Here is a 12829-nt window from a genome sequence, read left to right as displayed (position 1 = left end):
ACCAGATCTGGACGGCCGTGAGCGTCGTGCCCAAACAGCCTGTCACTAGCAGATGCGTCGCAGCGGCGAGCCTTGACGGCGTTGTCCGCTAACGCGCCGCCAACAGGGCTACACGTCATCGGGCACGAAGTTCGACCGACCGGAAGCCTCGCACGCCGCGGGGCCAATCGAACTTGCCAGCTGAACGACGCACTGCGCCGGTCCACCGAACCGCCATTGTAATGGTCACCTGTGACGATATGCGTATGGCAGTTGGACGCGCCTTGGCGGCAAGCTTTTTTAGGATGCCGCCACAGCAGTTACAATGGACGACCCAAATCTCCCTTCGCACGTCAGGAACACCCGCCATGTCGCAGCAGCCCACGCCGAATGAAGCCCGCTGGTTCACCGAAGCCCACCAGGCTTCCGGCTCCTCCATCGGTTTCCGCACCGAGCAGCTGCTGCACGCCGAGAAGACGCCGTTCCAGACTATCGAGATCTACAAGACCACCGATTGGGGCAATCTGATGGTGATCGACGGCTGCGTGATGCTGACCACGCGCGACAATTTCCTCTATCACGAGATGATGACGCACCCGGCGCTGTTCACCCACGCGCGCGCCAAGCGCGTGGTGATCATCGGTGGCGGTGACTGCGGCACGCTGCGCGAAGTACTCAAGCACGAGGAAGTGGAATCGGCCGTGCAGGTCGAGATCGACGAGCGCGTGACGCGGCTGGCCGAGGAGTATTTTCCCGAGCTGTGCGACAGCAACAGCGACCCACGCGCCCAACTGCTGTTTATCGACGGCATCAAGTACATGGCCGAAGCCGAGCCGGAGTCGCTGGATCTGATCATCGTCGACTCGACCGATCCGGTTGGCCCAGCCGAAGGCCTGTTCAATTCCGCGTTCTACGCTAGTTGTTACAAGGCGCTGCGCCACGGCGGCATTCTGGTGCAGCAGAGCGAATCGCCGCTGGTCCATCTGGACCTGATCAAGTCGATGCGTTCGGCGATGCGCACTTCGGGCTTTTCCGCCGTGCGCACGCTGCCGTTCCCGCAGCCGTGCTACCCCACCGGCTGGTGGAGCTGCACCATGGTGCGCAAGGGCGGCGATCTGTCCGGCTTCCGCGAGCGTGGCGCGATCAGCAAGAATTTCCCCACCCGCTATTACAACGCCGATATCCACAAGGCCGCGCTGGCGCAGCCGGAATTCATGCGCGAGGCGTTGGGCGAGTAATCGCGCGAGAATCATCGAAGTGAGATCACGTCACGGCGCTTCCGCCGTGACGTGACGCTTGGGCCACGCTTCCTGGCCGCAGGCCCGGCCTTTTGAAAGATTTGCTCAAACCTGATGCCCATGAACCAAGAGGTTCATGGCACGGGCGGTCGTGCGTTGGGCGAATACCCGACAGGACCATGAACACCGCTGATCTGCCAAGTCAATCGCATAATCCGCGCCAGAAGCCGAACTACCGCCCAAAACGGGCATCCGGACACGCTGTGTTCCGCGGACGTTCGGTTTTCTTCGGATAGGGTGAAGGCGAACCAAGGACGTTCCATTTCGCATGGTGTGACGATCACCCCGGTCGCACATCTGTCTTGAGGCATGTTCAGAAATAGCCAAGGCCTTCACGTGTTCAAAAGCATCCTAGTCGTGTGTGTAGGCAATATTTGTCGCAGTCCTACCGCCGAGTACCTTTTCCGCCACCGCCTTTCCGCTACCGATATAAACGTTGAATCTGCCGGCCTAGGTGCACTGGCTGGGAATGGCATGGATGCAACCGCTCTTGCTGTTCTTGCCGACCACGGCATTGATGGCGGCGCACACGTCGCACGTCAGCTCAATGAAAACATGCTGCGCTCTGCAGAGTTGGTCCTGGTACTGGAGAAGCGTCATGTGGCCACGATTGTTCAATCCGCACCACAAGTCAGCGGCAAAGTTTTCATGCTAGGCAAATGGCAAGGGGACAGGAACATTCCTGATCCTTATCGCCAGCATCGCGTCGCTTTCGAACATGTCTACGACTTGATCGACGATGCAATCTCGAGCTGGGTCGAACGCCTCCAGTGATTCACCTCAACCCCCGCACATCAACGATCGTGCAAAGCAGGTAACGAATGCCCCATACGACCGATCAGAAAAAAGACGATGACAGCATCGACCTCCGTGAGCTCATTGGCACATTGCTCGACCGCAAATGGCTGATCATCGCCGTGACGCTTATTTTTCTGGTCGTCTCGCTGGCTTATGTGACGCTGGCCACACCGATCTATCAGGCCGATTCGCTGCTCCAGGTAGAGCAAACCATGCCAACGCTGCCAGGGTTGAGCCAGCTCAGCCAGACCTTGGGAGCCTCCACTTCACAGGCCGTGACGGAAATCGCGCTGGTCACATCGCGCCGTGTGCTTGGCAAGGCGGTAAGCGATCTCAAGCTGGATATCCTGATACAGCCATGGCGCTTTCCGCTGATCGGCGGCTACATATCACGCCATTACCTGCCCGATCATCCCGGCGATGTGGCTCCGCCACATATAGGTCTTAGCCGCTACGCATGGGGCGGCGAAAAGCTGGACATCTATCAACTGGATGTTCCCACGCCACTATTCGGCAAGACACTGACTTTGCGGGCCGGGCAGAACGGCCAGTTCACCCTGTATGACAATCACGACGACCTGCTGTTGAACGGCGTCGTCGGTCAACCGGCCAGCGGACACGGTGTAACCATCCAGGTCGCAACACTCAAGGCCAATCCGGGTACCGGTTTCGACGTCGTCCGGCAGCGCACCCTGGCGGCCATCGATCAGCTGCAACAAAAGGATATCGATGCCGAGGAGCAGGGCAAGGACTCGGGCATCATCCAGGTGACCTATCCCAACGCCGATCCTGACCTCGCGATCGCCGTACTGAACCACATCGACGACGAATACGTACGTCTGAACGTGGCTCGCAACTCCGAAGAAGCCGCCCATCAGCTCGAGTTCGTCAAAGGCCAACTGCCCGGCGTGCGCCGCGACCTGGAAAAAGCGGAGGCAGCGATGAATGTCTTCCAGGTCAAGGCCCACTCGGTAGACATCACCATGCAGACCAAGGCCTTACTGGATCAGTCCGTCGCCCTGGACAACAACATCGAGCAGTTGCGCATGCAACAGGCCGATATCGAACGTCGCTACACGAGCCAGCATCCGGCCTACAAGGCATTGATGCAGCAGATCGGCACATTGAATACGCAGAAGGACGGCCTGGAGAATCAGATCGGCCAATTGCCCGACACCCAGCAGCAACTGTTGAAGCTGGACCGTGATGTACAAGTCAGCAATACCACCTATACCAGCCTGCTCAATCAGGCCCAGCAACTCGACATTGCGCGCGCCGGTACGATCGGCAATGTGCGCGTGGTGGACGTGGCCGCAACCGACATTACCTCGCCGCTCAAGCCAAAAAAGATCCTGATCGTGCTGATCGCCCCGTTCCTTGGCTGTTTCCTCGTCATCGGATACGTGCTGCTGCTGCAGGTTTTCAACCGCGGCATCGAGGATCCTGCCAGCATCGAGGAAATCGGCCTGCCGGTTTATGCCTCTATTCCGCTGAGCTCGGCACAAAGTGAAGACTCCGCTCGCGAGCGGAGGCGCGATGGCAGACTGCATTTGTTGGCGGTTAACGCGCCGGCAGACCTAGCCGTCGAAGCATTGCGCAGCTTGCGCACCAGCCTGCACTTTGCCGGGCTGGAAGCGAAGAACAACGTGATGATGATTTCGGGCGCCAGCCCGAATGCGGGTAAAACCTTCATCTCGACCAACCTGGCAGCGGTGATCGCCAACGCCGGCCAGCGCGTGCTGCTGATTGACGGCGATCTGCGCCGGGGTGATTTGCACCGCACGCTTGGAGACAAACACAACAATGGTCTATCTGAACTGCTCAGCGGCAAGATCGATCTGGAAAAGGCCAGACGCCATTCCAGCGTGGAGAATCTGGATTTCATCCCGCGTGGCCAGGTGCCGCCGAATCCCTCGGAATTGCTGACGCATCCGAATTTCGGTGCGTTCATCGAGCGTATGGCCGCGTCGTACGATCAGGTGATCATCGATACGCCGCCGATTCTGGCAGTGACCGACGCCGCCGTGATTGGTCGCCACGCCGGCATCAGCCTGCTGGTAGCCCGATTCGGCGTCAATCAACCGAAGGAACTGGCACTCGCCATGCAGCGATTTGAACAAAACGGTATCCCGCTCAAGGGCGCCATCTTCAATGCCGTGGAGAAGCGCACGTCCGGCTATTACAGCTACGGCTACGCTAACTATGGAAGTGCCGTTGACGACGGCTGAAGCAAAGTCGTCCGGGCGTCACCGGAAAGCTTGGCTCAGCGCATACAGCGCAGAGCCTGTTCCCGGCAATGGCGCCCCTCGGCATGGTGACTCATCCAGGCGTCTGCCACACATGGTCGTGCGGTTCCGACGGTCTGATTGTCGCTGTCAGCTGAATCCGCAGAAACAACCATGCCCTTGCACAAGGTAAGACAATTGCTCTTGAATCGATGGCGGTCACTCCATCAAATCGCCCTGCTCTGGGGCAGCTCCATCATTGCGGCCGGGCTCGCCTTCCTGACCCAGCTGGTGCTCGCGCGCCACCTCGATCCGGCAACCTACGGCATCTTCGGCAGCTCCCTGGCGCTGATTACCATGCTGTCGCAGTTTTCCGGTTTCGGACTGCAGGGCTTCTGGCTGAAAGCCTTTGGTCAGGAGGGCTGGACCGCCCAGCGCTGGGTCAGCGGCTCGCTGCATTTCGTGGTGCTCAGCACGGCTATCACCTTGCTCGTGTTCGCTGCCTGGGCGCAGTTCGGACCCAACGACGACACGACCCGAATCACCTTGTTACTGATGGCGCCCAGCATCGCCGGCCTGGCGGCCATCGAGCTAACCATCAGCAAGTTGCAGCTCGAAGAACGCTACATCTTCATATCGCTGTGGCAGATTTCCCCGCAAGCTGCGCGGCTGATCCTGATCTCGCTGGCTTTTCTGTTCGTGAGTAGCGCCCATCGGTTGGCCTGGATTGCCATCATCTACACCATCGTGGCGGTGGGACTGATTGCAGTCACCGTCAAGCAGATCATCGAGATGGGTGCACCGGGCTTTGACCTTCACGGACACGGTCCACGCAGCGCAGTGCCGGCTTATCTGCCGCCCGCCTCTTCAATTACCGCGACGCCCACCATCGGGACGGTGGCTCGGGAAGCATGGCCGTTCGGTCTCGATGTGATCCTGTACCTGGCCTATTTACAGATCAGCAACGTATTACTCAAATATCTCGACGGCAACGAGGCGGCGGGCCTCTACTACGCCGCGTTCAATATCATGAATGCGATCTACCTGTTGCCCATCGTGCTGTACACGAAGTTCCTGCTGTCCAAGCAGCACCGCTGGGCACGCAACGACAAACCACGGCTGCTGTCTTCGTTGAAACTAGGCTCGGCGGCCATGCTGGCGATCGGCGTTGTCGCCATGCTTTTCATCTGGCTGGTGGCGCCCTACCTGGTGCCCCTGTTGTTTGGTCACAAATACGCAAATGCCTCGAGCCTGCTGGACATCCTGGCCGTGTGCGTGCCGCTGCGCTTTCTGAGTACCAGCGTCGGCTCGGTGCTGAGCACCGGCGATCACATGCGGCATCGGGTGAAGCTGAAAACCATCTGCGCCATCGTCTGCATCGTACTCAACGTGGCGTTGATTCCTCACTACGGCACCACGGGCGCGGCGGTAGTCACCGTCATCACCGAACTGACCCTGCTGCTGCTTTTCACGGTCAGCGTACTCAGGCGCTACGATCAATTGTTCACCGATACGTCTCCCCAGGCCGCGGAAGCGCATTCATGAAAAATGTGATTTTTACCGGCTATTACGGGATGAAAAACTATGGCGACGATCTGTTCGGCGTCGTCAGTACCTACGGTGCCAGGACTTGGTGGCCGCAGTTCTCTCCTACCATTCTCGGTCCGCGCATTACCGGGCAGACTGAGCGGTTCTCCGTGCCGACTTTCATCTCCGCTGACCAGTACGCCAGCGATGACAAGGCCGGCAAACTGATTCGTACACTTTTCTCCACCAAGGAACTGTTGAGTGGCGGCAAGTTCGTGTTCAGCGGTGGCTCGCTGTTTTCGTCCAACCGCTCCCGCATCATGGACATGGCCGAACGCATCTCCAGGCTCAGCGGCAAAAAGTTCTCGGCAATCGGCGTGTCGATCGGGCCGTTCGACTCGCGCGCATCCGAGGACGCCGTGGTCTCTTTCCTGCGTCGCTTCGAGTACATCTCGGTGCGCGACCAAGCGTCATATGCGCTGTTACAGAGCTATCAGCTCGATGCGCGCATCGCCGTCGGGCGCGACCTGGCTGGCCTCGCACCAGCGCTGGCGGGGCCGATGGAAAAGACCGCAAGCGAGACCAAGGTGATCGGCTACGCTCCATGCAACATCGGCGGCAAGCCCGAGATCACCCGACGCATCGACGATCTGTTCGTCGCGACCGTCAGTAAACAGCGGAATGTTCGCGTCAAGATTTTCAGCCTCAACAGCCATGCCATTCATGGTGATACCGAACGCAGTCAGCACGTAAGCGAGCGCCTGAAGGCCGCCGGCGTTGCCGTGGAGCGAATCGAGTACGCGGAACGCGGCGTTATAGGTACCTGGCGGGATATCGCCACCTGCGATGCCGTGGTGAGCGTGCGGCTGCATGGTGCAATCACGGCCTATCTGTGCGGCGTACCCTTCATCCTGTTCGAGTATCACAAGAAGTGCAGCGACTTTCTGGACGACATCGGCCAGCCCGGTGCGATCCGGGTTCGCACCGACGACGCGGCGCTGGCCAATGAGCTCGCCGGAGATTTCGAACACAAACTCTTGCAACTGTTCACCGATCAGTCCGCTCCGAAGTTGTCCCCGACGCAATATGCCGAGGAATCGACCCGTCACTTCACCGGCGCTCCCTGGGTCAGTCAACACCAGTCAGTCGACGCCAGCGCGACGCGGCCTGAGTCATGAACACGCATCCCATCATCCCCGCATTCCGAGCGCCGCAAGTCCCTGTAAGCGTCGTCATTCCGTGCTATCGCTGTGCGGACACGATCGCGCGTGCCGTCAAGTCCATTGCCATGCAAAGCCAGCTGCCTGAGGCAGTCATTCTGATTGATGACCTGAGTGGCGACGACACCCTGGACCAGCTCTACCTGCTCCAGACGCAATACCCGCCCGGCTGGATCCAGGTGATCGCGAAGCCTCAGAACGACGGTCCTGGTGCTACCCGTAATGCGGGGTGGGATGCGGCAACGACAACCTACATCGCCTTTCTCGACGCCGACGACAGCTGGCATCCGCGCAAGATCGAATTGCAGTACCGCTTGATGGCTGACAATCCGCAGCTCGCGCTCAGTGGCCACCGTGGCGGTCACATGGAGACGTCAGGTCAACCAGCGGATGAGCCTGCACTGTCATCGCAATCCGATGGTCATGCCCGTGCCGTGAGCAAGACTCGGCTGCTGCTTTTCAACGAATTCATTACCCGTTCGGTGATGTTGCGCAGAGATCTCCCGCAACGTTTCGAACCCAAGAAGAAATACTGTGAGGACTACCTGCTGTGGATGCAGATCGTCTTCGCCGGCAACAAAGCCAGTGTGCTCGAGGTGCCGCTCGCCTTTGCCTACAAGCCTGATTTCGGTGCCGGCGGGTTGAGCCAGCAGGTATGGCGCATGGAGCAGGGCGAGCTGGACAGCTATCGTCGGATTTTCCGTGAGCAACATATCGGCGTATTCACGGCGGTGCCGATCTACCTGTTTTCGCTGGTCAAGTTCGCAAGGCGCTACCTGCGTTCCCGATTACATCGATGGAACAGAAAGCCGGCCGGGCCCCATCAGCCCGTACGTAGCTAAGCCTCATTCTGCGGAGCCACTACGTTGCCGACCAGCCTCAGATTCAGTCCGACCAAAGCCATCGCAACACTGCTGTTGGTGTTTCTGTTCGTCCAGATTCCGCTGACTCAAAACACGGATGACAAGACGCATATCAACGTCTATCACATCCTGCTGCTGCTGCTGCCTTTCCTGTATGTCCCATCGCTGAAGCACTTCCGCATCAATACGGCCACGATCTTCATCGTGGTACTGACTATCACGACGATCTTTGCCGCGCCGGCCTATGGCGCCGGCCTGCGCTCGACCCAGCTGGTCTTTGTGGTGATGGCCTTCTTCATGGGCAGTATGTACGGCCGCAAGTTCGACGACAGAGACTGGACGAAGATCTTCTCGATCGTATTCGTCTGCACCGTGATCTTCGTCATCCTGCGCGACATCGCTTTTGCCGGTCAGCTGGCGGCAATCTACACACGTACCGGCTATGCCGCGAACATGCTCTACCTTTCCACCGGCGGGCGTAATATCGAGGCCAGCTTGCTGGTCATGCTTTCCATCCTGCTGCTAGGCACGCGTCTCTACTTCCCTTCGATCATGCTCGCTTTGCTCACCAGCGGCATGATGCAGTCTCGCGCCGGACTGATCGGCACGGCCATATCGCTGTGGATCTTTCTCTGGCGCACACGCAAAAACAAACTTTATTACCTGAATCTTGCGCTGGGGCTTGCTCTGCTGGTGCTTATGGCAGCGCTGATCTTCACTTCGGTCGTAGATATTCCGGTGCTTGACCGCTTCAATCTGAAATCGGAGACCGAGCTCGAACAAAACGGTGTCGGACGTCTAGTGCTGTGGCACTACGCTGGCGTCGCTCTGCACAAGAACCTGCTTGGCTATGGAATTGGCAACGGCGTGCCGGTGATGGAGAAACTATCCGGCATCGCGTTCGTGGAAAACAACGTCCACAACGTCTATCTGCAATTTCTGCTCGAAGGCGGTGTGCAGTCTCTGGCCGCTTATCTGATCATGATCGTGGCGATTCTGTTCAAACGCGCCACCACGCCGATGCAGCGCAACGTCAAGGCGTATCTGATCTGTTATCTAGTCCTCAGTACGATCCAGTTCAACGGCTCCGAAGCCTACCTTTGGTTTTTCATCGGTGCCTTTTTTGCCTTTCCCAAGTGGACCGCAGACGAAACTCCGACTCCCGTCGATCACCCGGGGCCGGCTCAGTCGCTGCCGCTTGCTTACCAAAACGACAACCCGGCGCTGATCCATTCCCAGGAGCCCCGATGAGCGATTTTCGCAAAGACTGCCAACGCTATAAATCCTTGCCCGGCTACCGAGGCATGATCTGGTGGATGCTCGACCAATCGTTCTGGGTGATCCTGACCTATCGATTGATTGCCAGCGCTCAGGGCAAATGGTTCCATGCCCCGCTGCGCCTATTCGAGAAGGTCGCCGAATTCATTTTCAAATGCTATATGCCGACCACGGCCAAGATCGGACCCGGCCTGGTCATCTATCACGCTTTCGGGCTGATCATTAACGGAAAGTCGGAAATCGGCGCCAATTGCACGCTCTACGCAAGGGTCTGCATCGGCAACCGCTGGCCCGGTGACGGCACGCCGATCATCGGCTCCGACGTCACCATCGGCACAGGCGCGTGCATCTTCGGACCCGTGCGCATTCCCGACAACTACACAGTGAAGGCCAATGCCGTCATCACGCCATCGACCGTACTTTTCCCGTGAGGCGTTCAGCATGAATCACTTAACGCAATGCCTCATCACTCACTTCGGCACGACTTCCATCATTGCGCCTAAGCAGCATCAAATCAGCTATCGCCCGTCAGGAAAATTTCAATACGTCCAGACAACCGCGCCCACGCCGTGAAACATCTATGGGAATTTCTATGAGCGCAAGACCGGTACGCCTGTCCATCATCATCATCACCTGGAACGAGCTGGAGAATCTCCGGCGTTGTATCGATTCGCTGCTGGACAAAGTGGATTTCGAAAAAGACGAAGTCATCGTCGTGGACAACGGCTCCAGCGACGGCAGTGCTGAACTGATGGCCCAGCATCCGCAGATTCGCTATTTCCCGCTCGACCGCAACTATGGCGTCGGCCCGGCCCGCAACCGGGGCTTGTTTCTGGCCCACGGCGAGTACTGCATGACGCTGGACAACGACACCATTTTTCTGACCCCCGATCCGGGCACCATCGTTGAAGATTTCTTCAATGCTCATCCGGACACCGGCGTGGTCGGTTTCCAACTGCTCAATGTCGACCGCACCCGTCAGGACTCCACACGCCGCTTTCCACGCTTCTATCAGCCGATCGCCGCGCGCATTGCAGCCAGTCGCAAGCTGAAATTCGTCAACGATGAACTTGAGCGTCACCTGATGACCGATGTGCGCTTCGATGAAGCCAGCGACCCGATGGAAGTGGACTACGTGCTCGGTGCCAACCAGACCTTCACCAAAAAGATCGCCACGCTGCTGATGGGCTACGACGATCAGATTTTCTTCGGGCCCGAAGATGCCGAATTCTGCGTGCGCACGCACAAACTGGGCCTGCGCAACTATTACTGCCGATCCATCTCGATCGTTCACGACTACAAGCGCAGGACGCGCAAATTCTCGAAGCTCACCATCAAGCATCTGGCCGGCTTCGCCTACATGCTCAAGAAGCATGGCGGCATTTATCGCTATTCGCTGAGTGCGCGTAGCTGACATTTTCCTTGAATCATTTTCTCTGGAGTAAAGCCAATGAACCGACGTGATTTTCTTCGTCACTCGACCATGGCCCTGGCAGTCGCTGCATCCTTCGGCATGGGTTCCGGAACCTCGTTTGCCGCGGCAACCGGGGGCCGCACTTTCTACCTGGATGGTGAAGCCGGCAACGACGGCGCGCCCGGAAGCAATCCGCAGCAGGCGTGGCGCAGCATCACCAAACTCAATAGTGTCATCTTCCAGCCGGGTGATCGCATTTACTTCAAGCGCGGCAGCAGTTTTCCCGGACAGTTCCATCCGCAAGGCTCAGGCAACGCCAGCCAGCCGGTCGTGGTGGACAGTTACGGTAGCGGCGCGCTGCCGCACATCCATGCCTATGGCAAAGCGCAGTGCTCGGTTTACCTGCACAACGTCGAGTACTGGACGCTGCGCAATCTGCAAGTCTCCAACAAGGGTACGCAGAATCAGGGCAATCGCGCGGGCGTCTACGTGCACCACGAAGATTTCGGCGTGGCCCATGGCATCGTGCTGGACAGCCTGTACGTGCATGACGTCAACGGTTCGCCGATCAAGAAACAGGGGGCTGGTGCCGGCATCATGGTCAACGCTACCGGCAAGCAGCGCCCCAGCCGCTACGAAGGCCTGCAGATATCCAATTGCAGCGTCATCAACACGCAGCGCAACGGCATTCATTTTCTGGCCGGCGGCAGCCGCGAGGGTGGCCTTGGCCGCAACGTGATCGTGCGCGGCAACAAGATTCAGCAAGTACCGGGCGACTGCATCCTGATCATCGGCTGCGATGGTGCCCTGGTCGAGCACAACACGGTCAGCAACTGCACGGAACTGCCGCCCGGCGAAGCCGCCGCCGGCATCTGGCCGTTCAACAGCGACAACACCCTGATTCAGTACAACGAGGTCAGCGGTCATCAGGCACACGCCGACGGCGAGGCGTTTGACGCTGACTTGGCCTGCAACCACACGGTGATTCAATACAACTATAGCCACGACAATATCGGTGGCCTCGCGCTGATCTGCAACATGGGCAACAAGAATCTCGGCGCCGGCAATACCGGCACCATCGTGCGTTACAACGTCAGCATCAATGATTCATTGCGCCCGTCGAACAGCGCATCGGTGCGGATAACCGGTCCGGTCGAAGGCAGCACGATCTTCAACAACATCTTCATCATTCCACGTCGCCCCAGCGGCGACGCTGGCACCTTGTTCAAGGCCGACAACTGGCAGGGCGTGCCGAACAACACGGCGATCCACGACAACATTGTCTTCGCCGAGCAAAGCCCCGGCGTGGAACTTGGCCTGGCCCAGAAAAACGTCCTCAGCCGTAATACCGTCATGGGTCCGGACGCGGCCGCTATTCATTCCATGGTGAGCGGCCTGACAGCCATGCCGGTGCCGGCAGCGAACGGCGCGAACGCGCAGGCGGAGAACCTCGACACGATGCTTGAGAAATATCGGACATTTCGGCCCAGCCTGGCGACGGTCGTGCATTGGGCGCAGACGTGCTTCGTCAATGGCAAGGCAATACCCAACGCCTATGCGGTGATCGAGAATACGGCTCAGATGAGCTAGCTCGTCCCGCGCACGGGCAAACGGATTGGAGATCGACACCTTGTCGGGCCGGCATGGCGCGGCGAACGCGAATTCCCTGCCATTACTGGTGCATGAAATGGGGATATCACGTGCACCGCTACATCGCCAAAAGTCCAGGCGAGAGCGGATAAACCTCGACGGCCAATACCAGCCAAGAAAGGGTGGGGCGGACAAGAGAAGTCAATCCGCAGCCGACTGGCGGCCAAAATCTTCGCCATCTGTCAACGTCACGACGATGAACAGTATGCCGCTGTCGGTCTGCGGCCGGTCACTTGGCTAATACGAAACGCTCATAGCAAGCGTTAAGGCCTTCGCCGCCAGCGACTAGTCTTCCAGCGCTCGAGCATCAAATTCGTTGCGGCTCAGTGGCACCAATGCCGACTGGCTGGTGGGTTGAAATGGGAATACCCGCCGAAATACCGCTGCCGAATTAGATCCCATTATTAAATCTCATTCCCGGAAATATCCGGATGGATACGTACGCATTAACGGCCGACCAAACACCGCTTCACGCCATTCCGGAAAGCATCCACGCTTTGTGCACTTATCTTACCTGTACTATAAAAAATCTTAAGCGTTTGAGATTTATATCACACTAATGAGTTATGAATGGCCT

Annotated in this window: 10 protein-coding genes; all 10 read left to right on the top strand. The window is 58.4% G+C overall.

All coding sequences use genetic code 11. The annotated features are described in order from the left end of the window. Nucleotides 1–347 precede the first annotated feature (347 nt). The 10 genes from speE (at nucleotide 348) to HDE80_RS12695 (ending at nucleotide 12192) form a co-directional block, all read left to right on the top strand. Nucleotides 348–1217, top strand: a complete 870-nt coding sequence (gene speE / locus HDE80_RS12740) for a polyamine aminopropyltransferase (RefSeq protein ID WP_184671389.1) — start codon at nucleotides 348–350, stop codon at nucleotides 1215–1217. Nucleotides 1218–1613: 396 nt separating this feature from the next. After that, entirely contained in the window at nucleotides 1614–2051 is a 438-nt protein-coding gene (locus HDE80_RS12735; RefSeq protein WP_184671387.1) for a low molecular weight protein-tyrosine-phosphatase, read from the top strand. A 47-nt stretch (nucleotides 2052–2098) separates the two neighbouring features. Beyond that, nucleotides 2099–4303 (top strand): polysaccharide biosynthesis tyrosine autokinase, encoded by a 2205-nt coding sequence (locus HDE80_RS12730; RefSeq protein ID WP_184671385.1) that lies wholly within the window; start codon nucleotides 2099–2101, stop codon nucleotides 4301–4303. 171 nt (nucleotides 4304–4474) lie between these two features. Beyond that, nucleotides 4475–5845 carry a polysaccharide biosynthesis C-terminal domain-containing protein gene (locus HDE80_RS12725; RefSeq protein ID WP_184671383.1) on the top strand — a complete coding sequence of 457 codons (1371 nt, stop codon included), beginning with the start codon at nucleotides 4475–4477 and terminating at the stop codon, nucleotides 5843–5845. Further along, nucleotides 5842–7005: a polysaccharide pyruvyl transferase family protein gene (locus HDE80_RS12720; protein ID WP_184671381.1), complete on the top strand. Its 1164-nt coding sequence runs from the start codon at nucleotides 5842–5844 to the stop codon at nucleotides 7003–7005. Before HDE80_RS12725 ends, HDE80_RS12720 begins: the two co-directional genes overlap by 4 nt. Further along, on the top strand, nucleotides 7002–7889 hold the full coding sequence (locus tag HDE80_RS12715; RefSeq protein ID WP_184671379.1) for a glycosyltransferase family 2 protein: 888 nt from the start codon (nucleotides 7002–7004) through the stop codon (nucleotides 7887–7889). The genes HDE80_RS12720 and HDE80_RS12715 overlap by 4 nt, the downstream gene beginning before the upstream one ends. Before the next feature lie 24 nt (nucleotides 7890–7913). Beyond that, nucleotides 7914–9161, top strand: a complete 1248-nt coding sequence (locus HDE80_RS12710) for an O-antigen ligase family protein (protein WP_184671377.1) — start codon at nucleotides 7914–7916, stop codon at nucleotides 9159–9161. Further along, nucleotides 9158–9619: a hypothetical protein gene (locus HDE80_RS12705; RefSeq protein ID WP_184671375.1), complete on the top strand. Its 462-nt coding sequence runs from the start codon at nucleotides 9158–9160 to the stop codon at nucleotides 9617–9619. Before HDE80_RS12710 ends, HDE80_RS12705 begins: the two co-directional genes overlap by 4 nt. A 161-nt stretch (nucleotides 9620–9780) precedes the next feature. Next, nucleotides 9781–10602, top strand: a complete 822-nt coding sequence (locus HDE80_RS12700; protein ID WP_184671373.1) for a glycosyltransferase — start codon at nucleotides 9781–9783, stop codon at nucleotides 10600–10602. A gap of 36 nt (nucleotides 10603–10638) precedes the next feature. Next, nucleotides 10639–12192, top strand: a complete 1554-nt coding sequence (locus HDE80_RS12695) for a right-handed parallel beta-helix repeat-containing protein (protein WP_184671372.1) — start codon at nucleotides 10639–10641, stop codon at nucleotides 12190–12192. The last annotated feature ends 637 nt before the right edge of the window (nucleotides 12193–12829 follow it).

The sequence above is a fragment of the Rhodanobacter sp. A1T4 genome, assembly GCF_014207185.1.
Lineage (GTDB): Bacteria > Pseudomonadota > Gammaproteobacteria > Xanthomonadales > Rhodanobacteraceae > Rhodanobacter.
Note: the sequence above shows the minus strand (reverse complement) of the source record. Positions and strands in the feature narration are given on the sequence as shown.

What these genes read in the sequence shown, in the direction of transcription:
- speE (WP_184671389.1), top strand. Translation starts at nt 348, where the DNA reads ATGTCGCAGCAGCCCACGCCGAATGAAGCCCGCTGGTTCACCGAAGCC.
- HDE80_RS12730 (WP_184671385.1), top strand. Translation starts at nt 2,099, where the DNA reads ATGCCCCATACGACCGATCAGAAAAAAGACGATGACAGCATCGACCTC.
- HDE80_RS12725 (WP_184671383.1), top strand. Translation starts at nt 4,475, where the DNA reads ATGCCCTTGCACAAGGTAAGACAATTGCTCTTGAATCGATGGCGGTCA.
- HDE80_RS12720 (WP_184671381.1), top strand. Translation starts at nt 5,842, where the DNA reads ATGAAAAATGTGATTTTTACCGGCTATTACGGGATGAAAAACTATGGC.
- HDE80_RS12715 (WP_184671379.1), top strand. Translation starts at nt 7,002, where the DNA reads ATGAACACGCATCCCATCATCCCCGCATTCCGAGCGCCGCAAGTCCCT.
- HDE80_RS12705 (WP_184671375.1), top strand. Translation starts at nt 9,158, where the DNA reads ATGAGCGATTTTCGCAAAGACTGCCAACGCTATAAATCCTTGCCCGGC.
- HDE80_RS12700 (WP_184671373.1), top strand. Translation starts at nt 9,781, where the DNA reads ATGAGCGCAAGACCGGTACGCCTGTCCATCATCATCATCACCTGGAAC.
- HDE80_RS12695 (WP_184671372.1), top strand. Translation starts at nt 10,639, where the DNA reads ATGAACCGACGTGATTTTCTTCGTCACTCGACCATGGCCCTGGCAGTC.